Origin of the sequence: Providencia stuartii, assembly GCF_029277985.1 — a bacterium.
Taxonomy (GTDB): Bacteria; Pseudomonadota; Gammaproteobacteria; order Enterobacterales; family Enterobacteriaceae; genus Providencia; species Providencia zhejiangensis.
In genome coordinates this window covers 4,234,305-4,261,255 of sequence record NZ_CP119546.1, presented here as the reverse complement: position 1 = coordinate 4,261,255, position 26,951 = coordinate 4,234,305, and the positions used below count along the sequence as shown (strand labels likewise).

The 26,951-nt window shown below is 41.3% G+C and carries 21 protein-coding genes and 1 riboswitch; of the genes, 14 read left to right on the top strand and 7 right to left on the bottom strand.

Going from position 1 to position 26,951, the window contains the following annotated elements:
* Positions 1 to 80: 80 nt before the first annotated feature.
* Complete coding sequence (gene metJ, locus P2E05_RS19420; RefSeq protein ID WP_004924597.1) at positions 81 to 398, bottom strand: met regulon transcriptional regulator MetJ; 318 nt, start codon at positions 396 to 398, stop codon at positions 81 to 83.
* A 310-nt stretch (positions 399 to 708) separates the two neighbouring features.
* On the opposite strand from metJ, the gene metB reads away from it, so the two are divergent.
* From metB to P2E05_RS19395, 5 genes are all read left to right on the top strand, one after another.
* Positions 709 to 1,869: a cystathionine gamma-synthase gene (gene metB / locus P2E05_RS19415; protein ID WP_154622561.1), complete on the top strand. Its 1,161-nt coding sequence runs from the start codon at positions 709 to 711 to the stop codon at positions 1,867 to 1,869.
* An 11-nt stretch (positions 1,870 to 1,880) separates the two neighbouring features.
* Complete coding sequence (locus P2E05_RS19410; RefSeq protein WP_247047159.1) at positions 1,881 to 4,322, top strand: bifunctional aspartate kinase/homoserine dehydrogenase II; 2,442 nt, start codon at positions 1,881 to 1,883, stop codon at positions 4,320 to 4,322.
* A 405-nt stretch (positions 4,323 to 4,727) separates the two neighbouring features.
* Entirely contained in the window at positions 4,728 to 7,367 is a 2,640-nt protein-coding gene (gene ppc, locus P2E05_RS19405) for a phosphoenolpyruvate carboxylase (RefSeq protein WP_154622559.1), read from the top strand.
* Positions 7,368 to 7,701: 334 nt separating this feature from the next.
* Positions 7,702 to 8,295 carry a LemA family protein gene (locus P2E05_RS19400; protein ID WP_154622558.1) on the top strand — a complete coding sequence of 198 codons (594 nt, stop codon included), beginning with the start codon at positions 7,702 to 7,704 and terminating at the stop codon, positions 8,293 to 8,295.
* The gene (locus tag P2E05_RS19395) at positions 8,292 to 9,407 is read left to right on the top strand and encodes a TPM domain-containing protein (RefSeq protein WP_272658013.1); all 1,116 of its coding nucleotides are present in this window, start codon (positions 8,292 to 8,294) and stop codon (positions 9,405 to 9,407) included. Before P2E05_RS19400 ends, P2E05_RS19395 begins: the two co-directional genes overlap by 4 nt.
* A 52-nt stretch (positions 9,408 to 9,459) precedes the next feature.
* Here P2E05_RS19395 and metF read toward each other — a convergent pair whose 3' ends face one another.
* Together metF and argE are read right to left on the bottom strand one after the other, a co-directional pair.
* The gene (gene metF, locus P2E05_RS19390) at positions 9,460 to 10,344 is read right to left on the bottom strand and encodes a methylenetetrahydrofolate reductase (protein WP_272658014.1); all 885 of its coding nucleotides are present in this window, start codon (positions 10,342 to 10,344) and stop codon (positions 9,460 to 9,462) included.
* 228 nt (positions 10,345 to 10,572) lie between these two features.
* A complete protein-coding gene (gene argE / locus P2E05_RS19385) occupies positions 10,573 to 11,727 on the bottom strand; it encodes an acetylornithine deacetylase (protein WP_196714153.1) in 1,155 nt (384 codons plus the stop codon).
* Between the two features lie 102 nt (positions 11,728 to 11,829).
* On the opposite strand from argE, the gene argC reads away from it, so the two are divergent.
* The 4 genes from argC (at position 11,830) to argH (ending at position 16,400) form a co-directional block, all read left to right on the top strand.
* Positions 11,830 to 12,834, top strand: coding sequence for an N-acetyl-gamma-glutamyl-phosphate reductase (gene argC, locus P2E05_RS19380; protein ID WP_154622554.1), 1,005 nt, complete (start codon positions 11,830 to 11,832; stop codon positions 12,832 to 12,834).
* A 37-nt stretch (positions 12,835 to 12,871) separates the two neighbouring features.
* A complete protein-coding gene (argB, locus tag P2E05_RS19375) occupies positions 12,872 to 13,648 on the top strand; it encodes an acetylglutamate kinase (protein ID WP_272658015.1) in 777 nt (258 codons plus the stop codon).
* Between the two features lie 77 nt (positions 13,649 to 13,725).
* Complete coding sequence (locus tag P2E05_RS19370; protein WP_272658016.1) at positions 13,726 to 14,946, top strand: argininosuccinate synthase; 1,221 nt, start codon at positions 13,726 to 13,728, stop codon at positions 14,944 to 14,946.
* A gap of 77 nt (positions 14,947 to 15,023) precedes the next feature.
* On the top strand, positions 15,024 to 16,400 hold the full coding sequence (gene argH, locus P2E05_RS19365; RefSeq protein WP_154622551.1) for an argininosuccinate lyase: 1,377 nt from the start codon (positions 15,024 to 15,026) through the stop codon (positions 16,398 to 16,400).
* A 74-nt stretch (positions 16,401 to 16,474) separates the two neighbouring features.
* Here argH and P2E05_RS19360 read toward each other — a convergent pair whose 3' ends face one another.
* Entirely contained in the window at positions 16,475 to 16,831 is a 357-nt protein-coding gene (locus P2E05_RS19360) for a hypothetical protein (RefSeq protein WP_154622550.1), read from the bottom strand.
* Between the two features lie 60 nt (positions 16,832 to 16,891).
* A complete protein-coding gene (locus P2E05_RS19355) occupies positions 16,892 to 17,224 on the bottom strand; it encodes a pilus assembly protein (RefSeq protein ID WP_154622549.1) in 333 nt (110 codons plus the stop codon).
* Between the two features lie 1,508 nt (positions 17,225 to 18,732).
* Here P2E05_RS19355 and oxyR point away from each other — a divergent pair.
* Positions 18,733 to 19,641, top strand: coding sequence for a DNA-binding transcriptional regulator OxyR (gene oxyR / locus P2E05_RS19350; protein WP_154624410.1), 909 nt, complete (start codon positions 18,733 to 18,735; stop codon positions 19,639 to 19,641).
* Between the two features lie 72 nt (positions 19,642 to 19,713).
* Here the strand turns inward: oxyR and sthA are convergent, their stop codons facing one another.
* Positions 19,714 to 21,111, bottom strand: coding sequence for a Si-specific NAD(P)(+) transhydrogenase (sthA, locus tag P2E05_RS19345; protein WP_154624411.1), 1,398 nt, complete (start codon positions 21,109 to 21,111; stop codon positions 19,714 to 19,716).
* 423 nt (positions 21,112 to 21,534) lie between these two features.
* Here sthA and fabR point away from each other — a divergent pair, with 423 nt between their 5' ends.
* Together fabR and P2E05_RS19335 are read left to right on the top strand one after the other, a co-directional pair.
* Positions 21,535 to 22,191: an HTH-type transcriptional repressor FabR gene (gene fabR, locus P2E05_RS19340; RefSeq protein ID WP_163863326.1), complete on the top strand. Its 657-nt coding sequence runs from the start codon at positions 21,535 to 21,537 to the stop codon at positions 22,189 to 22,191.
* Positions 22,192 to 22,205: 14 nt separating this feature from the next.
* Positions 22,206 to 22,595: a YijD family membrane protein gene (locus P2E05_RS19335; RefSeq protein ID WP_154624413.1), complete on the top strand. Its 390-nt coding sequence runs from the start codon at positions 22,206 to 22,208 to the stop codon at positions 22,593 to 22,595.
* 90 nt (positions 22,596 to 22,685) lie between these two features.
* Here the strand turns inward: P2E05_RS19335 and trmA are convergent, their stop codons facing one another.
* On the bottom strand, positions 22,686 to 23,771 hold the full coding sequence (gene trmA / locus P2E05_RS19330) for a tRNA (uridine(54)-C5)-methyltransferase TrmA (RefSeq protein WP_272658017.1): 1,086 nt from the start codon (positions 23,769 to 23,771) through the stop codon (positions 22,686 to 22,688).
* 182 nt (positions 23,772 to 23,953) lie between these two features.
* A riboswitch (cobalamin riboswitch) is annotated at positions 23,954 to 24,149 on the top strand.
* Positions 24,150 to 24,221: 72 nt separating this feature from the next.
* Here trmA and btuB point away from each other — a divergent pair.
* Together btuB and murI are read left to right on the top strand one after the other, a co-directional pair.
* The gene (gene btuB, locus P2E05_RS19325) at positions 24,222 to 26,108 is read left to right on the top strand and encodes a TonB-dependent vitamin B12 receptor BtuB (RefSeq protein WP_154624415.1); all 1,887 of its coding nucleotides are present in this window, start codon (positions 24,222 to 24,224) and stop codon (positions 26,106 to 26,108) included.
* Positions 26,053 to 26,919, top strand: coding sequence for a glutamate racemase (gene murI / locus P2E05_RS19320; protein WP_163863321.1), 867 nt, complete (start codon positions 26,053 to 26,055; stop codon positions 26,917 to 26,919). Before btuB ends, murI begins: the two co-directional genes overlap by 56 nt.
* Positions 26,920 to 26,951: the final 32 nt, after the last annotated feature.

Genomic DNA, 26,951 nt, shown 5'->3' with positions numbered 1-26,951 from the left:
AATAGGAATAATCGCCCCTTATCCTACCGATTAAAAACCTTAATCTGCAATCAAGGTAAGTAGGATAAGGGGAAAGAGAATTAATATTCCCAAGTTTCTGGGTCAATACCAAGTTCGCGCATGATCTCTTTTGCTGCTTCAGGGATTTCATCACTACGCTCTTTACGCAAATCTTCATCATTTGGCAGAGGCTGTCCCGTGAAGGCGTGTAAGAAAGCTTCACACAGCAACTCACTGTTGGTTGCATGACGCAAGTTATTGATCTGTCTGCGAGTACGCTCATCAGTTAAAATTTTCAGTACCTTTAATGGGATCGATACTGTGATTTTTTTTACTTGCTCACTTTTTTTGCCATGTTCAGCATACGGACTGATATATTCACCGTTCCATTCAGCCATGAGTTACCTTGGTTAGTTTCATTGATAATAAAAAATAATATGCCCGTAATCTTTCCAAGAACAAGATATTTGTGTTCTTGAATGTAAAACCAGCATAGTCAGTTAGAATCTGCATAAAATATAATAATTTCTTTTGAAAATTATTATGTTAATTCATTTTGTACAAATTACAAACAATTTACGCATAATCTTTAGGGATGATTATTTCATTAGTTAGTATAAACGTAAAGAAGTTTGGACGTCTAGATATATTGACGTCCATACATCTAATGAGTATTATTTGACTTACCGTCAATCAGGAGAAGCGTTTATGTCCCTTAAACCGTCGACTATCGCCATTCATAATGGATTAAATGAAGATACGCAGTTTGGTTGCGTTGTTCCCCCTATTTACCTGTCGAGCACTTATAACTTCACAGGATTCAATGAGCCGAGAGTTCATGATTATTCACGTCGAGGAAATCCAGGACGTGATATTGTGCAAAGAACCATCGCACAGCTTGAAGGCGGTAGTGGTGCGGTAATGACTAACAGTGGAATGTCCGCATTACATCTTTTATGTACGGTGTTTTTACAGCCTGGTGACTTACTGGTCGCCCCTCATGATTGTTATGGTGGAAGTTATCGTCTCTTCAATAGCCAGCATCAACGAGGCGCTTATCAAGTACAGTTTGTTAATCAAAACAATCAAGATGAGCTACTTGCTGCACTGAAGAAAAAACCTAAATTGGTCCTGATCGAAACACCAAGTAACCCGCTACTGACTATTTATGATATTGAGCATATTGCGCGTTTAGCGCATGAAGTGGGGGCTTTCGTTGTTGTCGATAACACGTTTTTAAGCCCTGTTTTACAACAACCTATCGCGTTAGGGGCAGATTTTGTGGTGCATTCCTGTACAAAATATCTTAATGGGCATTCAGATATTATTGCGGGTGCAGTGATTGCCAAAGAGGAAAAATGGGCTTTAGAATTAGCGTGGTGGGCGAATAATATTGGTGTCACGGGTGGCGCATTTGATAGTTATCTGTTGTTAAGAGGGATACGAACGTTGTCTCCACGCATTAAGCAGCAACAAAGTAATGCGCTGGAAATCGTCAATTATCTTACAGCTCAACCATGGGTGAAAAAGTTATACTACCCAGCGTTACAAGACCATGCTGGTCATGAAATCGCGGTGAAACAGCAAAAAGGCTTTGGTGCGATGCTGAGCTTCGAGTTTAATGGCGATGAACAACAGTTGTGCCGTTTTTTGAGTGCATTAACATTGTTTACATTGGCGGAGTCATTAGGCGGTGTTGAAACATTGATCTCGCATACCGCAACGATGACCCATGCAGGGATGTCGGCAGAAGCACGTGCCGCCGCCGGTATTACCGATAGTCTACTCAGAATTTCTGTTGGGATCGAAGATAGTGAAGATTTGATCGCAGACTTAGAGAATGCATTTAGAGTTGCAGCGCAACGTTAGTGGAGTATTTGATGAGCGTACTGACAGCAGTTGAGGCGGGTCCATATCACCGCCAGTTACATAAATTTGGGGGGAGTAGTTTAGCCGATGTAAAATGTTACCAGCGAGTTGCTAACATTATGGCGAATTATAGTCAGCCTGGTGACTTAATGGTCGTTTCCGCCGCTGGCAGTACAACTAACCAGTTAATTAGCTGGTTGAAACTGAGTCAAAGTGATCGTATTTCTGCTCATCAAGTTCAGCAATACTTGCGTCGTTATCAGCAAGAGTTGATCAATGGGTTATTGTCTGAAGAAAAAGCGGCTCAACTAAATCATCAATTTGTTGAAGACCTAGAGCGTTTAAGTACGTTATTAGATAAACCTATTAATGATGCCTCTTATGCTGAGGTTGTCGGGCATGGTGAAATTTGGTCAGCGCGGCTCATGTCAGCCGTATTACAGGAAGCTGGCATGCAAAGCGAATGGCTGGATGCTCGTGCTTTTTTACGGGCAGAAAGAGCCGCTCAACCTCAGGTTGAAGAGTCGCAATCACGCCAATTATTGCAACAAATTTTAGTGCAGTATCCTAAGCATCGTCTCGTTGTAACCGGTTTTATTTCGCGTAACCAAGCGGGAGAAACCGTGCTATTAGGCCGTAATGGTAGCGATTACTCCGCCACGCAAGTCGGTGCATTAGCTAACACCGAAAAAGTGACAATTTGGAGTGATGTTGCGGGGGTTTATAGTGCGGATCCACGCAAAATTAAAGATGCTTGTTTATTACCATTATTACGGCTTGATGAAGCCAGTGAATTAGCTCGTCTTGCCGCCCCAGTCTTACACACACGGACACTACAGCCCGTTTCTGTCAGTAATATTGATTTGCAGTTGAGGTGTAGCTACCAGCCAGAGCAAGGGTCAACAAAAATTGAACGTGTTTTGGCCTCTGGCACAGGCGCTAAGATTGTAACCAGTCATGATGACGTCTGTTTGATTGAATTGCGAATTGCACAAGGGCGTGATTTTAATCAGATATATAAAGATATTGATCTATTATTAAAGCGAACTCAATTACGCCCGTTGGCGCATGGCATTCACCCCGATAGAAACCTATTACAATTTTGCTATACCGCTGAAATTGTTGAAAGTGCGTTGGATGTGTTAGAAGAAGCGGCATTGCCGGGCACATTATCTCTTCGGGAAGGCTTTTCGCTGGTGGCACTGGTTGGTGCTGGTGTCTGTAAGAACCCACTGCATAGTCATCGTTTCTATGAAGAGTTAAAAGAACAACCAGTTGAATTTGTTTGGCATTCAGAAGAAGGTATCAGTTTAGTCGCGGTCTTGCGTTCAAATCAGACTGACCATGTTATTCAAGGCATGCATCAAAGCCTCTTTCGTGCTGAAAAACGTATTGGGTTGGTATTGTTTGGTAAAGGTAATATTGGTGCGCGTTGGTTGGAGCTGTTTGCCACAGAACAACCCAATATTTCAGCACGCAGTGATTTTGATTTTGTGTTGGCCGGCGTTGTCGATAGTCGCCGTAGCTTACTGAATTATCAAGGAATTGATCCTAGCCGTGCGTTAGCGTTTTTCGACGATGAAGCGATTGAGCATGAAGATGATAATCTCTTTTTATGGATGCGCGCACATCCATACGATGATTTAGTGGTGCTTGATGTGACCGCCAGCCAAGCGCTAGCAGAGAGTTATGTGGATTTCGCTAGCTATGGCTTCCATGTGATCAGCGCAAATAAAATTGCCGGCGCTGCACCAACACAACAGTATCGTCAGATCCGTGATGCATTCAGTAAGACTGGCCGTCATTGGTTATACAATGCGACGGTGGGAGCCGGTCTACCAATCAACCATACCGTACGCGATCTTAAAGAGAGCGGCGATGCAATTTTAGCGATTAGTGGTATTTTTTCAGGTACGCTGTCATGGCTGTTTTTACAGTTTGATGGTTCAGTGCCTTTTAGCGAGCTAGTCGAACAAGCATGGCAGCAAGGGCTGACGGAACCTGATCCTCGCATTGACCTTTCAGGTGAGGATGTTATGCGTAAATTGATTATTTTAGCACGCGAGGCGGGCTATGAAATTGAACCGAGTGATGTGCGTGTTGAATCCTTGGTGCCAGCGCAGGCAGAAGAGGGGTCTTTAGACGAGTTCTTTGAAAATAGTGCGGTCATTAATGAACAAATGCAGCAGCGTTTAGAAGCCGCTAAAGAAATGGGAATGGTATTGCGCTATGTTGCACGATTTGATGCGGTGAAAGGTCGCGCTCGTGTTGGTGTTGAAGCCGTTAAACCTGAACATCCACTCTCTTCTCTGCTACCAGGGGATAATGTGTTCGCGATAGAAAGTCGCTGGTATCGTGATAATCCATTAGTTATACGTGGCCCTGGTGCCGGCCGTGATGTGACTGCTGGAGCTATTCAATCAGACCTTAATCGGCTTTCACAATTGCTTTAATCAGTTTGATAGTTAGGCATCGCGATGGTGCCTACTATCACTATCCGTGATTTCCCTTATTTTTCTTCTCCTATTTTTCACCTTTTTGTTCTGATGATTTAATTCTTAAGCAATATTCATGTCTTGAAAGTGCTGAATCGACGATATATTGCGCTGAAACAATACTTAAATAAGAAAAACTAATAAGAATAAGGCTGTAATTAAATTTCAGAAAAATCCCCCAAAGTGCTTTTTTTCTGATATCTATATAGAGACAAGGGTAAAATTTGGCGGCTGTATCACAAAACAACAACTCTATCGCAGCCGATTGAAATTTAGTTACAGGAAATTAGGTCGCAGTCTGTTAACCGTCAACCAACCTGAGGCGGTGTTGCATTCTGCCAGAAGCACAAGGTCAGGAGTCTCATGAATCAGCAATATTCCGCAATGCGCAGTAATGTCAGTATGCTGGGTAAACTACTTGGCGACACAATCAAAGAAGCGTTAGGTGAGGATATCCTCGATAAAGTTGAATCTATCCGTAAGTTATCAAAGTCATCACGCGCGGGTAATGAAGTACAACGCCAAAAACTATTGATGACGCTACAAAACCTCTCTAATGACGAGCTATTGCCAGTTGCAAGGGCGTTTAACCAATTTCTGAATCTGACGAATGTTGCTGAACAGTATCACAGCATCTCTCCGCATGGTGAAGCAGCGAGTAATCCTGTTGCACTTAAAAAACTCTTTAGTCGCTTAAAAGAGAAACATTTTACCGATGCTGATCTCTGTCAGGCAGTCAATCAGCTGTCGATCGAACTGGTATTAACGGCACATCCGACTGAGATCGCACGCCGTACCTTGATCCATAAATTGGTTGAGGTTAATAACTGTTTATCGCAACTCGATCATGATGATCTGGCTGATTATGAACGCAATAATATTATGCGTCGTTTACGCCAGTTGGTCGCTCAATCATGGCATACAGATGAAATCCGTAAAATACGCCCAACGCCGATTGATGAAGCAAAATGGGGATTTGCCGTAGTTGAAAATTCATTGTGGGAAGCAGTTCCGGCTTTCTTACGTGAATTTAACGAACAACTTGAAGATTCAATTGGTGCTGAACTTCCTGTCGAAGCAAACCCAATTCGTTTTACTTCTTGGATGGGGGGAGATCGCGACGGTAACCCGAATGTCACCGCTGAAGTGACTCGTCATGTCTTATTGCTTAGTCGCTGGAAAGCTGCCGATTTATTTTTGAAAGATATTCAAGTGCTCGTTTCTGAATTGTCCATGACAGAAGCGACGCCAGAGCTACGGGCGTTAGCGGGGGGAGATGATATTGATGAGCCATACCGTCAAATTGCAAAAAATTTACGAGGTCAGCTTTTCTCCACATTAGAATATTTAGAGCGCCGCGTAAAAGGCGAGCAGGTATTACCTCCTGCTGATTTACTGACGGATAATGCGCAATTGTGGGAGCCTTTATACGCTTGTTATCAGTCACTGATGGCGTGTGGGATGAGCATTATTGCTAATGGACAATTACTGGATACCTTACGCCGTATCCGTAGTTTCGGCCTGCAACTGGTGCGTATTGATGTTCGCCAAGAAAGTACGCGTCATACAGAAGCACTTTCTGAACTGACTCAATACCTTGGTTTAGGTGATTATGCCGCGTGGTCTGAAGACGAAAAACAAGCGTTTCTTTTGTCTGAACTACAATCACGTCGCCCACTGATCCCACGTAACTGGCAACCTAGCCCAGAAACAGAAGAAGTCTTCGAAACGTGCCGCGTTATTGCCGAATCGAAAAATGATTCTATTGCCGCCTATGTTATTTCTATGGCGAAAGTACCTTCTGACGTTTTAGCCGTTAAATTACTGCTAAAAGAAGCTGGCGCATCTATTCGCCTGCCTGTCGCACCACTTTTTGAAACACTTGAAGACTTAAATAATGCTGAAAGTGTGATGAAAAAATTATTGAGTATCGAGTGGTACCGTGAGCTGATTGATGATCGTCAAATGGTCATGATTGGTTATTCAGATTCGGCAAAAGATGCGGGAGTCATGGCTGCTTCATGGGCGCAATATCGAGCACAAGATGCATTAATTAAGCTATGTGATAAAGAAGGGGTAACCTTGACGCTATTTCACGGCCGAGGTGGTACTATCGGTCGTGGCGGTGCACCTGCACACTCAGCTCTCTTATCTCAACCACCGGGTAGTTTGAAAGGCGGCTTACGTGTTACCGAACAAGGTGAAATGATCCGCTTTAAATTTGGTTTACCGCAAGTGGCGATCAGTAGTCTTGCTCTGTATGCGAGTGCCATTTTAGAAGCCAACTTGTTGCCACCCCCTGAGCCGAAACAAGAGTGGAAATCCGTGATGGATACGCTCTCTGATGTTTCGTGCGCCATGTATCGTGATTATGTACGTGAACAACCTGACTTTGTGCCATATTTCCGTGCTGCAACGCCTGAACTCGAATTAGGCAAATTGCCATTGGGCTCACGTCCAGCAAAACGCCGTCCAACTGGGGGTGTCGAAACATTACGTGCCATTCCATGGATTTTTGCATGGACCCAAAACCGCCTTATGTTGCCTGCATGGCTAGGTGCTGGTGCTGCCTTGAAATACGTGATTGAGGAAGACGGTAAACAAGCCATATTAGATGAGATGTGGCAACAATGGCCATTCTTTAACACCCGCATCGCCATGTTGGAGATGGTTTACGCCAAGGCTGACTTGTGGCTGGCGGAATATTACGACCATCGCTTGGTCGAAGAACGTTTATGGCCGCTGGGGCTAAAATTACGTGAGCAGCTTTCTGAAGATATTAAGAGTGTGCTCGCGGTATCGAAGGATGAAGCTTTAATGGCGGACTTACCTTGGATTGCTGAGTCGATCGCATTACGTAATGTGTATACAGATCCACTCAACGTATTACAGGCGGAGCTATTACACCGTTCTCGCCAACAAGAACAACCCGATCCACGTGTTGAACAAGCGCTGATGGTGACGATTGCGGGTGTCGCTGCGGGAATGCGCAATACTGGCTAGGTAATATACCGGTCAGATCAGTTCGCTGATTTGGCCGATATCACATCCTTTATTAAAACAGTAAGAAGGTTGCCAAATTGAAATGGCGCCTTCTTTTTTTATTGATTTTTTCTGTATTGCCTTTGACGCAGTGGTATCACTTATCTTATTGAGAATAACCACAAGAACTTTATTGATATTTATGTTAAGTTGCTAAAATAGACATGAGTTATGGACTGAATTGCATGACTTCATTCATGTATCAAACGACTAATGGAATGATGGATGTCGGTCAGATTTAATTTATTCCTGTTGTATTCAACAACGGATATCCGAAGGATAGAGTGTCATAACAATGCGTAAACTGATTATTTCTATTTTAGCGCTTATTATTATTATTTCGGTCATTGTCATTACCAACTACAACAGTATTCAACAAAATGATGAAGCTGTTGATGCTGCCGCATCCGAAGTTATTAACCAATATCAACGCCGTGCTGACCTTATTCCGAATTTAATTAATGTGGTAAAAGGTTATTCTGGTTATGAAGAAAAAATACTGATAGACGTTGTGCAATTAAGGGCGAAAGTTGGGGCAATTAACATTGATGCCAGTGCATTATCAGACCCTGCTATTTTAGCGGAGTATCAAAAAGCACAAGCACAATTAGGGCAATCATTATCCCGTTTATTAGCCATATCGGAAAGTTATCCAGACCTTAAAGCAAGCCCATTATATCAAGACTTAATGACACAACTGGAAGGTGCTGAAAATCGTATTGCAGTTGCAAGAGGTCGTTATATTGAAGCAGTCCGCCAATACAATACACAAATTCGCAAGTTCCCTAATAACTTGATTGCAAGTTATTTTGGTGACTCTGCAAAAGCAAATTTTAACGTAGAAAACGAACAGGCGATAAAAACAGTACCGACGGTGGATTTTAATTGAAATATCGGCATGTCATCTGGCTATTATTATTCTGTGTATTGAGCAGCGGAACTTGGGCGACACAACGCATTCCACTTCCTGCATTGGGAAGTGATAGGGTACTCGACCATGCAGGTCTATTAAGTGAGTCACAGTATCAAACGTTAAATAACCAGCTATTAAACTTTGAAAAGCAGCGTGGTGATGGAACGCAATTTGTTGTTTATATTGTTCCAACGACAGCACCTGAAACAATAGAGCAATTTTCATTACGTGCGTTTAATCGTTGGGGACTCGGAAAAAAAGGCAAAAATAATGGTATATTGCTTGTTGTATCGCTAGACGACCGCAATGTCCGTTTTGAAGTTGGGTATGGTTATGAAGGCGTGATGACCGATGCCCTCTCTGGGCGTATCATTCGCCAAAGTATTATTCCTAATTTTAAACATGAACATTATTACACAGGGATCCAAAATAGCGTATCTCGTGTGATAAATGTGATCAATGAAGCCGTAGGCTATCAAATGGGCGGCTCTTATGGTGGATTTGTGCTACCAAAGAGTATCGAGAACTATAAGCTCTTCTATTTCATATCATTTATTACCGCTTATTTTACGGCGCTCTTCTATGGTACTAAACAACGTCGACTATATATTGAAAAGAAAATCTATCGTATCGCGTATGCGGATAAATCCAAACGGGCACGAGCAAATCAACAGCTACAGTTAGCTAAGCTAAAAAAGTATCATCAATATAAATACTACTTTCCTTCACTATTTAGTACGTTGTTGATAACGACTCTCTATTACTTAGCACTCATGTTATTAACGACCTTGTTAGAAGGAAGATTTGACCTAATTTTACTTCTCTTGATGGCCCTATTTTGTGTTGTAGGGAGCATGTTTGCGACACCAATACTTTTGGTCGTGATACATACCATTTTGCCTGCTTACCGACAGCAACAACAGGAATGGAATGATATTTGCCGACCTTATTATTCCTCTTCTTTTAGCTCATCGGATTTTTCGAGTTCATCGAGCTCGTCAAGCTCCTCGAGTTCATCGAGTGATCATGACAGTGGCGGAGGCGGTGGTGGGTCGAGTGGCGGCGGTGGTGCCTCAGGGCATTGGTAATAGCATAAGAGAGATGAAGGTCGCAAAGTGCGGCCTTCATACTCTATAGCGGCTATGGTCTTACTCCAAGCGTGTGGCAAATCGCATACGTCAGTTCAGAGCGGTTTAAGGTGTAAAAATGGAAATCTTTCACGCCTTCACGGCTTAAAATCTTCACCATATCCATGGCAATTGAGGCGCCAACTAAATTACGGCTTTCAGGATCGTTATCTAACCCTTCAAACATTTTATTCATCCATGATGGGATACGCACATTGGTCAGCTTGGCAAAACGTTCCAATTGACGGAAGTTTGAGACAGGGAGAATTCCCGGTACAATTTCAACATCAATCCCCGTTGCGACGCAGCGGTCACGAAAACGTAAATAGCTCTCTACATCAAAGAAAAATTGCGTAATAGCCCGATTCGCTCCCGCATCAATTTTCTTTTTTAAGCTAATCAAATCAGCTTGGGCGCTTTTAGCTTCAGGGTGCACTTCTGGGTAAGCGGCGACTGAAATATCAAAATCTGCTTCTTTTTTAAGAAGCTCAACTAAATCAGCCGCATACATATCTGGTTTACGGCTATTATCCGGCAAGTCACCACGTAATGCCACGATTTGGCGAATACCGTTATTCCAGTAATCACGCGCGATTTCTTTGAGTTCCTCACGGGATGCATCAATACAAGTCAAATGAGGCGCTGCAATTAAGCCGGTTTTGTCTTTAATATCTTTAATAATGCTATGGGTTCTATCACGCTCACCTGAATTTGCACCATAAGTTACAGAGACAAATTTGGGTTTAAGGTTTTTCAGTCTATCAATGGATTTCCACAGGGTTTGTTCCATCTCTTCAGTGCGTGGCGGAAAAAACTCAAAGGAGACATTAATTTGCCCATCTAGCTCAGCGAGACTTTGATTTAGCGCTTCGCGCTGATTTGCGTGAAAGAAACTCATACCCTGTCCTCATGACTTTGTAATGACGAAACGAAAATTGTATCGATAATTGATTATATCCATTTGTGCGTCTATACGTTTAGACGTCTAAATAGAGATTACCGGATATGCTGATACTGAGTCAACACTTAAATGAAATAGAGGTGTGAGGGTTTTTCAGGGGGAATAGGAAAAAAATTCATGTAAGAAAATGCGCAATAACCAAAGATTATTGCGCAGAACGCATTTTTATTCAGTTAAACAGAAGTGCTCAATTAACTGGCTAATGAGTTGTCGAGTGGGTTCGATGAATTTCATATCAATAAACTCATCGGGTTGATGCGCTTGTTCAATAGAGCCGGGGCCCAGTACCAACGTTGGACACAATTCTTGAATAAATGGCGCTTCAGTACAGTAATTTACGGTATCCGCTTTTTGACCAAGGAGCTGTTCAATCACTGCAACCATTTTATGATCGGTTGGGCACTCATAACCGGGGATCGGTGGGTGGAGAGATTCAATGGCTAGCCGTCCCGGCCATTGTTTTTTCACCGGCTCTAAGGATTCATTTAATAATTCATCGAGATCTTGCAAAGTCAGCCCAGGTAATGGGCGAATATCCATGTGCAATTCACAGCAACCACAAATTCGGTTAGCTGCATCTCCACCATGAATATGACCAAAATTCATGGTTGGATAAGGGATGACAAAAGCCGGATTGTGATAGCGCTCTTTCAGCGTATTACGCAGTGTCATGAGATGTGAAATAGATTCATGCATCAATTCAATTGCGTTAACGCCTCGGGCAGGGTCACTCGAATGGCCTGATTGGCCAGTAATACGGATCGCATTGGAAAGATGGCCTTTATGTGCTCGTATCGGTTGTAGTGAGGTTGGCTCACCAATAATCGCAAAATCAGGACGTAGCTGTGTACTGGCCGCAAAATAACGCGCCCCAGCCATTGATGTTTCTTCATCTGCCGTTGCAAGGATATGCAGTGGGCGAGTCAGTTTATTGATATCAATATCACGCAACGCATCAACGATAAAAGCAAAAAAGCCTTTCATATCCGCAGTGCCGAGGCCATATAACTTGCCGTCTTGTTCTGTCAGGGTAAATGGATCTTTGCTCCATCGACCTTCATCAAACGGCACGGTATCCGTGTGGCCACATAGCATCAAGCCACCACTTCCTTCACCAATCGTTGCGAGTAGGTTGTATTTGTCGCGGGTATCTGGCACTGGTTGTATATTCACCGTAAACCCGAGTGTTTCTAGCCACCCACCAAGCAGTTCGACCAGAGCCTTATTACTCTGATCGAGTTGCGAATCAGTGGCACTGATAGAGGGAGTGGCAATTAATTGACGATAAATCTCAATAAATGCAGGTAATTTAATATTCACTGTTGACAGCCTTTATCCATAATAGTATCAATATTCATGCACTTTATTTGAATAAAAATACACATTAAACTGTTTGGGTCACGAGCACAAGGTAGAAAGCATATGTTGAACACACTCATTATCGGAGCCAGTGGTTATACTGGAGCAGAATTAGCGGCTTATCTGCAACGTCATCCTGAAATAAATCTTCAGGGATTGATGGTGTCAGCTCAAAGTGCTGATGCAGGTAAATGCTTTTCTGATCTACATCCCCAGTATAAGGGTATTATCGATATTCCTGTCTTACCATTAACGGATGTTGCGGCTGCGGCACAAGGTATTGATGTCGTTTTTCTTGCCACTGCTCATGAAGTTAGCCATGACATCGCCCCTCAGTTTTTAGAGGCAGGCTGTGTCGTCTTTGATTTATCGGGTGCTTATCGTGTTCAAGATGCCGCTTTCTACCCAAAATATTACGGATTCGAACATACAAACAGTCAATGGTTAAATCAAGCGGTTTACGGCCTTGCTGAGTGGCAAGCCGACAAAATTCGTCAAGCACAACTCATCGCTGTGCCGGGATGCTATCCAACGGTTTCTCAATTAGCGTTGAAACCGTTGATTGAAGCGAAACTACTTGATGACCAAATGTGGCCAGTGATTAACGCGACGAGTGGGGTCTCGGGCGCGGGTCGTAAAGCTTCTATGACAAATAGTTTTTGTGAAGTGAGTTTACAGCCATACGGTATTTTCACGCATCGTCATCAACCTGAAATCGCAACGCATTTGGGACGTGACGTCATTTTTACACCGCACTTGGGGAATTTTTCTCGCGGTATTTTGGCTACGATTACTTGTAAGGTAAACGCTGGTGTGACGACCGAACAGATTCAACAAGTCTTCAAAGATGCCTATCACAACAAACCGCTAGTGCGTTTGTATGAAAAAGGTGTTCCAGCACTGAAAGCTGTCGTTGGCACACCATTTTGCGATATTGGCTTTGTATTAAAAGGCGAGCACCTAATCTTAGTCGGAACGGAAGACAACTTATTAAAAGGTGCAGCAGCACAAGCGGTACAGTGCATGAATATTCGTTTCGGTTTTAATGAAACGCAATCATTACTTTAGTGATATCACGGTCAACGAACTTATTAAGGATTAACCCATGCAACCATTAGTGATCAAATTGGGTGGTGTATTACTGGATAGCGAAGAAGCGCTTGAAAGATTATTTACTGCATTACAAACCTATCGTCAGTCTCATCAACGACCTTTAGTGATTGTACATGGTGGTGGTTGTCTGGTTGATGAACTTATGCAAAAGCTCCAATTACCGGTGGTGAAGAAACAAGGACTCCGTGTCACACCTACTGATCAGATTGATATTATCACTGGTGCATTAGCAGGCACTGCCAACAAAACACTATTGGCGTGGGCGACTAAATACCAGTTACAAGCGGTTGGACTATCATTAGGTGATGGACAAAGTGCAACAGTCAGCCAGTTAAATGATGAGCTTGGTCATGTTGGGGATGCGAAACCCGGTAATCCTAAATTGTTACAGTTACTATTGGGGGCAGGTTATTTACCTATCATAAGCTCGATCGGTGTGACTGAACAGGGTTTATTGATGAATGTGAATGCTGACCAAGCAGCAACGGCTATCGCACAAGCTTTGAATGCCGACTTAGTCCTATTATCAGATGTTAGCGGCATCCTCGATGGGAAAGGGCAAAAAATTGATGAAATGACCACAGCAAAAGCGCAGAAGCTCATTGAACAAGGCATTATCACAGATGGCATGATCGTCAAAGTGAACGCGGCATTAGACGCAGCAAAAACGTTGCAACGCCCAGTAGACATTGCAAGTTGGCGTCATGCAGAGCAACTCCCCGCACTATTTAATGGCACAGCCATCGGTACGCGGATTTTAGCATCATAAAATGGGTGCGTTCGGGGGGCTTTGCCAACCAATAACACATGAACTCTTTAATTAAGCGAAATCGGGATAGGTAAGTTATGAAAAAGGGCATCAAAAAAATCGTATTGGCATATTCAGGCGGTTTAGATACATCAGCCATTATTCCATGGTTGAAAGAAAACTATGATGACTGCGAAGTGGTTGCCTTTGTGGCAGATGTAGGTCAAGACAGAGAAGATCTGGTGGGTGTGGAGCAAAAAGCACTGCAATCAGGTGCATCTGAATGTTATGTGGTGGATCTGCGCGAAGAATTTATCAAAGAATATATCTACCCAGTATTAAAAACGGGTGCGTTATATGAAGGGAGCTACCTATTAGGCACGTCGATGGCACGTCCTATTATTGCTAAAGCACAAGTTGAAATCGCATTAAAAGTTGGGGCCGATGCCGTTGCGCATGGCGCAACCGGTAAAGGAAATGACCAAGTGCGTTTTGAAAGCACATACACCGCGCTGGCACCTCAGTTAAAAGTTGTTGCGCCGTGGCGTGAGTGGAATTTACGTTCCCGTGAAGCGCTACTGGACTACCTGAAAGAACGTAATATTCCAACAACGGCAAGTTTAGAGAAAATTTATAGCCGCGATGAAAACGCATGGCATATTTCGACTGAGGGTGGCGTATTAGAAAGTACTTGGAATGCAGCCAACCAAGACTGCTGGGTGTGGACTGTGGATCCAAAAGATGCCCCAGATGAAGCGGAACTCGTCACTGTTGGCGTTAAACAAGGGGAAGTGGTTTCTGTTAATGGTCAAACTTTATCTCCACTCGGTTGCCTTGAAGCATTAAACGTCTTAGGTGCGAAACACGGTGTGGGTCGTATTGATATCGTTGAAAACCGTTTAGTAGGCATGAAGTCTCGTGGTTGTTATGAAACACCCGGAGGCACCATTATGATGGCAGCTCTACGTGGTATTGAGCAACTTGTTTTGGATCGCGATAGCTTCAAATGGCGTGAGCAGCTAGGCCTAGAAATGTCTTATGTGGTCTATGATGGGCGTTGGTTCGCTCCTTTACGTCAATCACTGCAAGCGGCAGCAGAATCTTTAGCGCAGGATGTCACCGGTGAAGTTGTTTTGAAACTGTATAAAGGGCAAGTGACAGCTATTCAGAAAAAAGCTGATAACAGCCTGTATTCAGAAGAGTTTGCAACTTTTGGTGAAGATGAAGTCTATGATCACAGCCATGCTGGTGGCTTTATCCGTTTATATTCTCTTTCTTCACGTATTCGTGCACTCAAAGAGCAGAACAAAGCGAAATAGTTTTATTGAAATACTCCGCCGACAGCCATTGGCTGTCGGGGATAACATTTATTTTATCAATCAGATAGGGAACAGTTATGGCACTTTGGGGTGGACGTTTTAGTCAAGAAGCCGATCAACGGTTTAAACAATTTAATGATTCATTGCGTTTTGATTACCGCTTGGCGCAACAAGACATTATTGGTTCGGTTGCCTGGTCAAAAGCGTTAGTCACAGTCGGGGTGTTATCAGAAGCAGAACAACAATCCCTTGAACAGGCATTGAAGGCGCTATTGAAAGAAGTACAAGATAACCCCGAAAGCATTCTGCAAAGTGATGCAGAAGATATTCATAGCTGGGTTGAAGGAAAACTGATTGATAAAGTAGGTGATTTAGGTAAAAAACTGCATACGGGTCGTAGCCGTAACGACCAAGTCGCGACGGATTTGAAATTATGGTGTAAAGACCAAATAGCACAACTATTAGAAGCGGTGATTGAGCTACAAAAAGCCTTAGTTATCACTGCTGAAAATAATCAAAATGCAGTGATGCCTGGTTACACCCACTTACAACGTGCTCAGCCCGTTACTTTCGCACACTGGTGTTTAGCATACAGTGAAATGCTGGCTCGGGATGAAAGCCGCCTCAAAGATACATTAAAACGTTTAGATGTTAGCCCGTTAGGCTGTGGTGCATTGGCAGGTACGGCTTACGATATTGACCGTGAACAACTGGCTTCTTGGCTGGGGTTTGCATCTGCAACACGTAATAGTCTTGATACGGTGTCAGATAGGGATCATGTTTTAGAACTGTTATCTGATGCAAGCATTGGTATGGTTCACTTATCCCGTTTTGCGGAAGATTTAATTTTCTTCAATAGCGGTGAAGCTGGTTTTGTTGAACTTTCTGACAAAGTCACCTCCGGTTCATCATTAATGCCTCAAAAGAAAAACCCAGACGCACTTGAGTTAATTCGTGGTAAGTGTGGTCGTGTGCAAGGGGCATTAACTGGGATGATGATGACGCTTAAAGGATTGCCATTAGCTTATAATAAAGATATGCAAGAAGATAAAGAGGGCCTGTTTGATGCTCTTGATACGTGGCTAGACTGTATGCATATGGCTGCATTGGTGTTAGATGGTATTCAAATCCGTCGTCATCGTTGTGAAGACGCAGCAAAACAAGGCTATGCCAATGCGACAGAACTCGCAGACTACCTTGTTGCTAAAGGCGTTCCATTCCGTGAAGCACATCATATTGTGGGCGAAGCCGTTGTGGCGGCAATTAGCCAAGGAAAAGCGTTGGAAGAAATGACATTAAGTGATTTACAAAAATTCAGTGATACTATCCAACTCGATGTATATCAAATCTTATCGTTACAATCATGCTTAGATAAGCGTTTAGCCAAAGGTGGGGTTGCAAAGAGCCAAGTGAGTCAGGCAATCATCGAAGCTAAATTACGTTTAGGGCTGTAAGAGATGGTTGGGTGTTGAGTAGAAACATAAAAAAAGCGGGGTAGTTATTCTACCCCGAGGTCAGTCGTTGCTACTTAAATATACTTAATTGTTAAAAGGCCTAATTGACTTTGCTTATCAACCCAATGATAGGTATAAACGCCTCTACCATTATTCATGGTTCCCCAGTCTTTAGACTGCGCTATTTTTTTGATATCCAATTTTTCTTCTACCATATCCGCCTTGTCATTTAAGCAATTAAATATTAATTGTTGTTGGTTGCTTACACTGTTCATACAAGGTGGATGGACAATAGAGCCAGTAAAATGAATAACCCCACTGTGCGTTCTTTGTTTTACTTCCGTATCTGCAACGCTAAATACAGGAGTCATTAAGAGTACTGTTAATAGAGCGAAAAGATTTTTGTTTAAAGTTGAAGATAATGTTTTCATGATTTTTTTCCTTGCTGATCTGTAGTTTATAATTAACTATTTGTTTTTATTTATTTTTTGTTAAAGGTACTGCACTGAAATCATGGCAAGATTTCTTTCTTTATTCGTCCATTTGAATTGATATATGCCGCGATTATCAGTTGTTTGCTTCCATTCAGATGTTTTGCTTTGTCGTGAGTAATGAATATTTGATTTTTTAGTTTTATTTTCTTTGCTATTAAAACAATTCAATTGAACGTTGTTGTTATTAAAATCATAGCTGCAAGGCGGTTGTACAATAGCTGCTTTAAATGTAATGGTGGTATTGTTTGTCTTTGCTTGTGCATTCTCTGTTAATAGTACTGTAGCGAGTAATACAAGTGACATTGATGATATGACGACTTTTTTCATCATGGCTTTCATCCTCTAGATATATTTAAGTGTGGTTTGCGTATATTAATTACCACCAATTTTTGATGAGCGAATTATATAGATATCAACTCGATTTAGGTGTTAATTTTAAAAAGCAAATGTGAGTAAATATATTTAAAATGAGTTGGCTTTATTTATGCACAGCATTGCCTTATGTATAATGTGTCAGAATTAAACTCTGTAAAATATCATCAATTGTTGGTATTTGGTGTTATATGCCACTGTATGTCTTTATTTTGTTGGTTTTATCTTTCGCAGTGTGAAAAAAGTCATTATCTAATTTGATGTAAAATATAAAGTAAATCATGGGAATTTTTATTGATTTTTTAATTAAAATTAATAAATCAATAAACAAAATCGACATAATGTATCTAAATGTTTCACTGGGTAAGTGAATTATTAATTATCTTTTTTAATCCTTATTGTGTTTTACCTTAATATATTTGTAAGTCTTTAAAATGTTTTTATTTTACTTAATTATCTGTTGTTAATATTGATGGCTGATTTTATGTAATAATAAATTTATATCTTTAACACTCAATCGGGTATTACAGGGCCAATAAGAGTACATTAGTTGTTTATACCTATCGGTGTGCTTTGCTTATTAACTCTCTAATGATAGTTAGGTAATGCCATTCTTAATTTTTTGGTGGCTATTGTGCTTCTCATCGTGAAAGCCATAATTCTCTTCATATCTATATGAGTGATTCTTTTTGGTTATCAAGATCGTTGTTATGAATGCTGACAGGACTTGCCACCAATGAAACGCGATGGTTCCAACGATAAGTACAGTGTTTAACAAGTCGCTAAGCGTTTTGCTAATCGAGTACAAGAATGTGAATGGATTAATACGGTTTACGATAGGATTTAAGCTTTTCATAGCGTTTCTCCTTTGGCTGTACCTGTAATAGGTTTTAAGCATTCCAGAAAATCGCTATTCCATTAACGTCTATTTCCTTTTTGTTGTTCCTTCTTGTTTACCTAAATATAGCCTCCATTTTGGAATGCAATTTATTTTTTCACTAATAATATGTTGCTAATTATTAGTGAAAAACTTCAAAGTTAATCACGGCATCGATAATTTTTTGGGTATAAATATTATTTATATTTCTTAGTTAAGTGATTAATTTTTTATGGTGGGTTTTGAGTTTTCTTTAGCAGGGGGGCACAGAGCTAAAAAATATATTTATAAATAATATGTTAATAAACGTGAACTAATATTACTATTTATTTCATTAATAATGGTATTTAATTTCATCAAAACGATGAAAATTAATGATATTTGAAATGTTCTATTGGGTTATTTTATGAGAGATTCAATGTAATATTTAGTTATATTTGGTTTCATTTAGACATGTTTATGCTGAGTACACAGGATACCTAAAGCAGTAAAGATGAAGAAATACTGAGCATCTCAATGGTAATTGATAGTTAAAAGCATTAGATTTCTGCTATACTGATTGGCAATCTATATTAAGAAGGGCTGCAAAATGAACATTCGCGATCTGGAATATCTAGTAGCATTAGCTGAACACAAACACTTTCGTCGAGCCGCGGACTCTTGTCACGTGAGTCAACCAACACTGAGTGGCCAAATACGTAAGTTAGAAGAAGAACTCGGTGTTATGTTACTGGAACGAACCAGTCGTAAAGTGTTATTTACTCAACAGGGGTTGCTGCTTGTTGAACAAGCGAGAACGATTTTACGCGAAATTAAAGTATTACAAGAAATGGCGGCTCTACAAGGTGAAAGTATGTCGGGACCTTTACATATAGGGTTAATTCCGACAATTGCTCCTTATCTTCTACCTCTGATTATTCCCGAATTGCATAAACTGTTTCCTAAACTTGAGATCTATTTACACGAAGCGCAAACGCAACAATTACTCGCGCAGCTCGATAGTGGGAAATTAGATTGTGCAATTTTGGCTCAAGTAAAAGAAACAGATCCGTTTATTGTGGTTCCTTTATTTGAAGAACCGATGAAGTTAGCTATTTATGAAGGTCATTCATGGCGTGATCGCGACACTATTGATATGAGTGAATTAGCAGGTGAAAAGCTATTGATGCTTGAAGACGGCCATTGCTTACGTGATCAAGCCATGGGCTTTTGTTTCCAAGCTGGCGCAAAAGAAGATACACATTTTCGTGCTACCAGTTTAGAAACTTTGCGGAATATGGTCGCGGCGGGAAGTGGAATTACATTATTACCTGATTTGGCGGTACCGAGTGAAACATGTCGTGATGGGGTGTGCTACTTAAATTGTATTCATCCAGAACCGAAACGTACTGTGGTATTAGTTTATCGTCCAGGATCACCATTACGTGGACGCTATGAGCAACTTGCTGAAGCTATTTATAATTTAATGAGTAGTTATTACAGCCAAAAGGCGCGTTAAAGTGACATAGAATCTATTTTACTTGCGAGTAGTGATTGCCGTGTGATTTTCGGCAATCACTAACGTCACTGCTTAAAATAAACGGTTTAACCCATTTAATGCTGCGACACGAAATGCTTCTGCCATCGTAGGGTAGTTGAATGTAGTATTCACAAAATACTCGATCGTATTTCCTTCCCCTTTTTGCTCCATGATAGCTTGACCGATATGAATAATTTCAGCGGCTCTTTCACCGAAACAGTGGATACCCAAGATCTGCAATGTTTCACGATGAAATAGAATTTTCAAGCTGCCAACATTCATACCCGCAATTTGCGCGCGAGCCAAATGCTTAAATTGAGCGCGTCCGACTTCGTATGGAATTTTCATCGCTGTTAATTGCTGTTCTGTTTTACCAACAGAACTAATTTCAGGGATGGTATAAATACCAGTAGGAATATCTTCAACTAGATGGGCATTTCCTAGATCTTCGGCAATAGCTCGAGCGGCAATACGACCTTGGTCATAAGCAGCGGATGCCAAGCTTGGGTAACCAATAACATCGCCAACAGCATAAATACGTTCATTAGATGTACGATATGCGCTATCGACTTTAACGAGTCCTCGGCCATCAGCTTCAATACCAACATTAGCTAAGCCAAGCTTGTCTGTATTACCTGTCCGCCCGTTAGCGTAAAGTAAACAGTCAGCTTTGACTTTTTTGCCTGACTTAAGATGAACAATAACCCCATCATCGACGCCTTCAATTTTTTCATATTCTTCGTTATGACGAATAACGATACCGCTATTCCAGAAGTGATAAGAAAGGGCATCTGACATTTCTTGGTCTAAGAATGCCAGTAAATGATCGCGAGTATTAATTAAATCAACTTTAACACCTAATCCGCGGAAGATAGATGCATATTCACAACCAATCACGCCAGCACCATAAATAATCACATGACGCGGTTCATGGGTGAGATTTAGGATGGTATCACTGTTGTAAATACGGGAGTGATTAAAATCAACATCGGATGGACAATAAGGGCGAGAGCCTGTCGCTATCACAATATTATCTGCGCTGAGAACATCGCAGCTTCCATCCGCATAGCGCACACTAACATGGCGCTCATCAATAAAGGTTGCTTCGCCAGAAAACATTGTGCAGCCATTACGCTCATAAAAACCTTGGCGCATACGTGTTTGTTGGCTAATGACACTTTCAGCATGCTTAAGGATTTCAGAGAAAGAGGAGCGTAAAGAGCGAGAATTATCACTGTAGAGAGGATTTTGGTTGAATTCGATAATTCGACTAACGGCATGACGGAGTGCTTTGGAGGGAATGGTTCCCCAGTGGGTACAGCCACCGCCGACACTATTATAACGTTCTATAACGGCGACGTTTTTTCCTTGCTTCACCAGTCCCATGGCGGCGCCTTCTCCACCTGGCCCGGAACCAATGACGATTGCATCAAAATGAATGTGTTGCATGAGGTAAGACCTGCTATAAAAACAAAATGACAACATGATGTTAGCATATCCGCTGATTATTTACCCGTTTTAGTCATGACCTTTCAATCTATAACTTAATTTATACCGCTTATTTTATTGGCTGACGGGGAATCGACAGCTTAAATTAACAGGCGTGGCTGGCTTTGATTCAGAAAAATATTTCTTTATGCCTTATTTAAATGGGGTAATGAATTTTGAGCAATTAAGCCATGAAAAGCCAAAAGTTATTGAAAAATGATTTGGTCAAATTCTGAAAAGCAGTAATCTGTATACTTAATCGCTTTTTCCCTCAAACAGTCTAATAATTTTAGGGTATGCTAGAACGATAGCCGCGCTGTCATTTTAATATTTTGGTATATTGAAAGTTAATGGCTGTTTAATGACATAGAAATCAGGATCACCGTGAGCAATAATATTGGCGTTAGAGCAAAACAGAAAGAAAAAACTCGTCGTTCGCTCATTGAAGCCGCATTTAGCCAATTAAGTGCAGAACGTAGTTTTACCAGTCTCAGCTTACGTGAAGTCGCACGTGAGGCAGGCATTGCACCCACTTCATTTTATCGCCATTTCAAAGATGTTGACGAACTGGGTCTGACCATGGTTGACGAAAGTGGTTTGATGTTGCGTCAACTGATGCGGCAAGCTCGGCAGCGTATCGCAAAAGGCGGTAGTGTGATCCGGACGTCAATCTCAACTTTTATGGAGTTTATTGGTAATAACCCTAATGCCTTTAGGTTATTATTGCGTGAACGCTCCGGTACTTCAGCTGAATTCCGCGCTGCGGTGGCACGGGAAATCCAACATTTTATTGCTGAATTGGCGGATTACCTAGAACAAGAAAGCCATATGCCGCGCCATTTCACTGAACTACAAGCAGAATCCATGGTTACCATCGTTTTTAGTGCGGGTGCTGAGGCGCTCGATATTGATGAAGAGAAAAGGCAACATCTGGAAGAACGGCTTGTACTTCAACTACGAATGATTGCTAAAGGCGCATATTACTGGTACCGACGCGAACAAGAAAAACAGAATCAAACTGACCCCGATCTCACTAAATAACATAAGGAGAATCAATGACGGAACACAATCGCTATGAGAAAAGCACATTACTACTCGCCTTAGTCATTGGCTTATCGACTCACGGAACTTTCTCTGCTCTGTTTAACTCCTTAGTAGAGTTTTCCATTTTCCCAATTATTACTTTAGTATTAGCAGTTTATTGCTTACATCAGCGTTATTTACATCATGCGATGCCTATAGGATTGCCTAAATTTGTCGTGGGTAACTTCTTTTTAGGTTTGTTTGCTTATGCGGCAATTTTACGCGTACAACACCCAGAAGTTGGCTCTAACTTTATTCCTGCAACGATCATTGTTGCTTTAGCATTGTGGTTGTATACAAGCTGGAAAGCACGTAAAAGAGAGCAGCAAGAATTGACAGCCGAAAATGAAGCTGAAATTTAATTTCAATTAAAATTAGCTTGTAAAAATGAGCTTGATAGAAAACGCCGTAATGTTAAGCATTGCGGCGTTTGTGTTTCACAATCAAAAAAACTAACGGCGAGTCAGCAAAACACCACTTTCCATATGATGGGTGTAAGGAAACTGATCAAACAGCGCGAGTTTTTTCACTTCATGAGTTTCATTTAAAACCGCTAAATTGTCACACAAGGTTTCTGGGTTGCAAGAAATATAGAGGATATGGTCATACTCTTGCACTAATTGAACGGTTTTATCATCTAGGCCACTGCGTGGAGGGTCAACGAAAATAGTATTACATTGGTAATCACGTAAATTAATACCTTCAAGGCGTTTAAACTCACGTATGCCACGCATAGCCTGTGTAAAGTCTTCTGCTGACATACGGATAATCTGCACATTATTGATGTTGTTTGCAGCGATATTATATTGTGCAGCAGATACCGACGGTTTAGCAATTTCAGTTGCTAAGACGCGCTCAAAGTTTTGTGCTAATGCCAATGAAAAATTGCCATTTCCACAATACAGTTCAAGTAGGTCGCCTGTAGCCCCTTTAGTTGCAGCGATTGCCCACTCCAACATATTAATATTCACGTGAGCATTAGGCTGGGTAAAGCTATTTTCAACTTGCCGATAAATCATATTCCGACCATTAACGGGTAGCACTTCATCAACATAATCATTATCGAGCATGATTTTAGTTTTTGATGCACGACCGATGAGTTGAAGGTCAAAACCTTTACTCACTAATTTTGCTTTTAATTGTTTAGCTTCTTCGGTCCACTCGTCATTCAGTTTTTTATGATAGAGCAAAGAGATAATTAACTTATTACTCAGCGTTGAAAGATAGTCGATTTGAAATAATTTATGACGCAGAAGCGTACTTTCTTTTATTAAAGGCAAAAGTGCTTGCATTGCCTGGTTAATTAGCTCACTTGCAACGGGGAATTGCTCAACCCGAATACGTTCTTTGGTTTCTTTATCAAACATGATATGAAATAAATCATCACCGTCGTGCCACACTCTAAATTCTGCACGCATCCGATAATGGGATTCTGGTGACGCAAATACTTCAGGCTCAGTTGTCGTATAAGGGGCCATCATCATTTTTAGTCGTTCTACTTTTTCTGCAAGTTGCAATGCATAGTGCTCGGTGTTCATTAATATGGCCCCATTCATAGAAAACAGTAAAAATTACATCAGGGACGAAATTGTAGGGCAAGTCGTGCAGATGTCCAGTTTTGATTCTATTTATAAAGTCTCTGGGCTGAATAAGATGCCAATCGTGAGTGTCATATGAGGGATCATGAAAATAGATCCATAGACACCTATACTCGTTCCCTTTAGGATAATACGGCTATGGTCTCAATGAATGAAGAGGGAACTCGGTGTGATTCCGAGACTGACGCGCAGCGGTAATGAAGTATAAGAGGAGATACAACACTGTTTTAAATTGATGGGAAGTTGCCTCCATAATTATCGTACCCTTAATGGGTATCACTTCTAAGTCCGAAGACCTGCCATAGCTTTATCGCTTTGTTGATTATTAGCGCGGATCTGATATTCAACCTCGCGGAATTTTAATTTTATTGATATTCCGAGTTTATCAAAATGAATAAGAATAAGTTGTTGCCGTTATCGGCTGCTGCTATGGCAGTGTTGTGTGGTATTTCTTCTTTGGCAAATGCAAATAATCAATCAGATGAAATGGTGGTATCAGCGAACCGCTTTGAACAGCCTATCTCATCGATATTAGCGCCAGTAACCGTTGTCACGCGTGAAGATATTGATCATTGGCAGTCGAATACTGTGATTGATGTATTAAGGCGGCTACCGGGTGTGGATATTGCCCAGTATGGTGGTATAGGACAGCAGAGCTCCCTCTTTATTAGAGGTTCAGAGTCTCGCCATGTATTGGTATTAGTTGATGGTGTTCGTTTAAACCAAGCGGGTATTTCTGGCTCATCAGATATGAGCCAAATTCCTATCTCTTTAGTTCAGCGAATCGAATATATTCGTGGAGCAAGATCGGCTGTTTATGGCTCGGATGCAATTGGTGGTGTTGTTAATATTATTACTCGCCGAGATAATGTAGGAACCACATTAAATGCGGGTATTGGTTCTTATGGTTATCAGAATTATAACGGCTCAACTCAACAGAAAATCGGTGAAAAAACAACAGTAACCGCTGCCGCAGCTTATACCTATACAAAAGGATTTGATCTAGCACCTAAGGACGTTAGTCCACGTGACTACGATAAAGATGGTTTTCTTAATAAATCACTATGGCTAGGTGTGGAGCACCAGTTATCATCTGAAATATCAGCTTATGCGAGAGCATATGGATATGATAATAGAACTCGTTATGATGCCTCTGAATACTCAGGTGTGCGGGTAGATACCCGTAAACTTTATAGCCGTACATATGAAACTGGCGTTAAATATCATCAAAACCAATACTCAACCTCACTATCCGGAAGCTATAGTTACGTTAAAGATTACAATTTTGATCCAAGGCAAGGGCAGTATGCTAGCTCTTCTAATCTAGATGAATCAAAGCAGTATAATATTCAGTGGGGTAACAATTATCGTTTAGATAAAGGTAATATTAGTGCGGGTATAGATTATCAGCGTCAAAGCATAGAACCTAATGGCTATGCTTTAATAACTAAAAAAGAAACCATGAATAACACGGGGCTCTATTTGACGGGGCAATACTCGTTTGTTGATTCTGTTATAGCTGAAGCCGCCGTTCGCACGGATCATCATTCAGAATTTAATTGGCATACATCATGGCAATCAGGGCTGAGCTGGGAATTTTATGATGGGTATAAACTGGTTGGATCATACGCAACAGCATATAAAGCACCTAATCTAAGTCAACTGTACGCATATTCTTCATCAAGTTGGGGAACAACAAAAGGTAATCCGAACTTAAAACCAGAAGAAAGTAAGCAGTGGGAAATTGGTGTTGAAGGAACAACGGGACCGCTATTCTGGCAAATTAATGCTTATCATAATGATATTGATAACCTGATTGAATATAAATATGGCAATTTTATCAATACATATGAAAATATTGGAAAAGCAGAAATTAAAGGTATCGAGTGGGTTGGTGAATTTAGCACTGGCTTTTTACATCATCAATTAACATACCAATATGTCGATCCCAGAAATAAAAAAACGAACAAAGTATTGGAGCGCCGAGCTAAGCAACAAGTGAAATACCAATTAGATTGGAATATTGCTGAGGTAGATATGGGGCTAACTTATCACTATATAGGTTCGCGTTATGATAATGACTTTTCCCAATCACCATCAAAACGTCTAAAACAAGGGGGGGTTAGCCTTTGGGATCTCACAGCGGCATATCCAATCACTTCACAGCTCACAATTCGTGGTAAAATAGCTAATATGTTCGATAAAGACTATGAGACCGCGTATGGTTATCGCACCGCTGGAAGAGAATATTTCCTTACAGGAAGCTACAACTTCTAATCACAACCTATCTATTCGCCCGACCATCCTTGTGTTTGATTCAGGGGTGGGCGGGTTATCTGTTTATCGTGAAGTCAAAAAATTACTGCCTAACGCACATTATATATATGCATTCGATAATGAAGCTTTTCCTTATGGCGAAAAGAGCGAAGAGTTTATTGTCGATAGGGTTTATCAAATCGTGAATGCAATTGCCAAAAAGCATCCTTTGACTATTACTATCATCGCATGTAACACCGCAAGTACGATTAGTTTGCCTAATCTTAGAGCGCATTTTAATTTTCCTGTGGTTGGTGTCGTACCCGCGATTAAACCCGCCACTAAATTAACCCGAAATGGCATAGTTGGGTTGTTAGCGACGAAGGGCACCGTCAATCGCGAGTATACGAAAGAGTTGATTGCGCGATTTGCGACAGACTGTAGAGTCATTTCACTTGGTTCAGCAGACCTTGTGCAATTGGCAGAAAGAAAGCTACATGGAGAACAGATACCTTTAACAGAAGTCGCCAATGCGGTGAAACCATGGTTAAGAATGCCAGAAGCGCCAGATACCGTTGTTCTAGGCTGCACTCATTTCCCTCTATTAATAGAAGAACTTGAGCAAGTGCTTCCAAATGGAACCCGATTCATTGATTCAGGCGCTGCAATTGCTAGGCGTACGGTATGGCTGATTAACAATCAAGCAGAAGATATCATTGCGAGTCATGATGCAGATTTTGCGTATTGTCTATTAATGAATCATAGCGCGATAGAATTGCAATCAGTGTTGGCCACTGAAGGGTTTAATTCGTTGGAAAAACTGGCTATCTAAGTTAAATTTGATGGCAATCTGAGCAAACGAAA

Bases quoted from the DNA above. Each gene is read 5' to 3' on its own strand.
- oxyR (WP_154624410.1), top strand. From the start codon at position 18,733: ATGAACATTCGCGATCTGGAATATCTAGTAGCATTAGCTGAACACAAA.
- argH (WP_154622551.1), top strand. From the start codon at position 15,024: ATGGCACTTTGGGGTGGACGTTTTAGTCAAGAAGCCGATCAACGGTTT.
- argB (WP_272658015.1), top strand. From the start codon at position 12,872: ATGCAACCATTAGTGATCAAATTGGGTGGTGTATTACTGGATAGCGAA.
- metJ (WP_004924597.1), bottom strand. From the start codon at position 398: ATGGCTGAATGGAACGGTGAATATATCAGTCCGTATGCTGAACATGGC.
- metB (WP_154622561.1), top strand. From the start codon at position 709: ATGTCCCTTAAACCGTCGACTATCGCCATTCATAATGGATTAAATGAA.
- trmA (WP_272658017.1), bottom strand. From the start codon at position 23,771: ATGAACACCGAGCACTATGCATTGCAACTTGCAGAAAAAGTAGAACGA.
- sthA (WP_154624411.1), bottom strand. From the start codon at position 21,111: ATGCAACACATTCATTTTGATGCAATCGTCATTGGTTCCGGGCCAGGT.
- metF (WP_272658014.1), bottom strand. From the start codon at position 10,344: ATGAGTTTCTTTCACGCAAATCAGCGCGAAGCGCTAAATCAAAGTCTC.
- P2E05_RS19335 (WP_154624413.1), top strand. From the start codon at position 22,206: ATGACGGAACACAATCGCTATGAGAAAAGCACATTACTACTCGCCTTA.
- P2E05_RS19360 (WP_154622550.1), bottom strand. From the start codon at position 16,831: ATGAAAACATTATCTTCAACTTTAAACAAAAATCTTTTCGCTCTATTA.
- P2E05_RS19410 (WP_247047159.1), top strand. From the start codon at position 1,881: ATGAGCGTACTGACAGCAGTTGAGGCGGGTCCATATCACCGCCAGTTA.
- btuB (WP_154624415.1), top strand. From the start codon at position 24,222: ATGAATAAGAATAAGTTGTTGCCGTTATCGGCTGCTGCTATGGCAGTG.
- murI (WP_163863321.1), top strand. From the start codon at position 26,053: ATGGTTATCGCACCGCTGGAAGAGAATATTTCCTTACAGGAAGCTACA.
- P2E05_RS19400 (WP_154622558.1), top strand. From the start codon at position 7,702: ATGCGTAAACTGATTATTTCTATTTTAGCGCTTATTATTATTATTTCG.
- P2E05_RS19370 (WP_272658016.1), top strand. From the start codon at position 13,726: ATGAAAAAGGGCATCAAAAAAATCGTATTGGCATATTCAGGCGGTTTA.
- P2E05_RS19355 (WP_154622549.1), bottom strand. From the start codon at position 17,224: ATGATGAAAAAAGTCGTCATATCATCAATGTCACTTGTATTACTCGCT.
- argC (WP_154622554.1), top strand. From the start codon at position 11,830: ATGTTGAACACACTCATTATCGGAGCCAGTGGTTATACTGGAGCAGAA.
- ppc (WP_154622559.1), top strand. From the start codon at position 4,728: ATGAATCAGCAATATTCCGCAATGCGCAGTAATGTCAGTATGCTGGGT.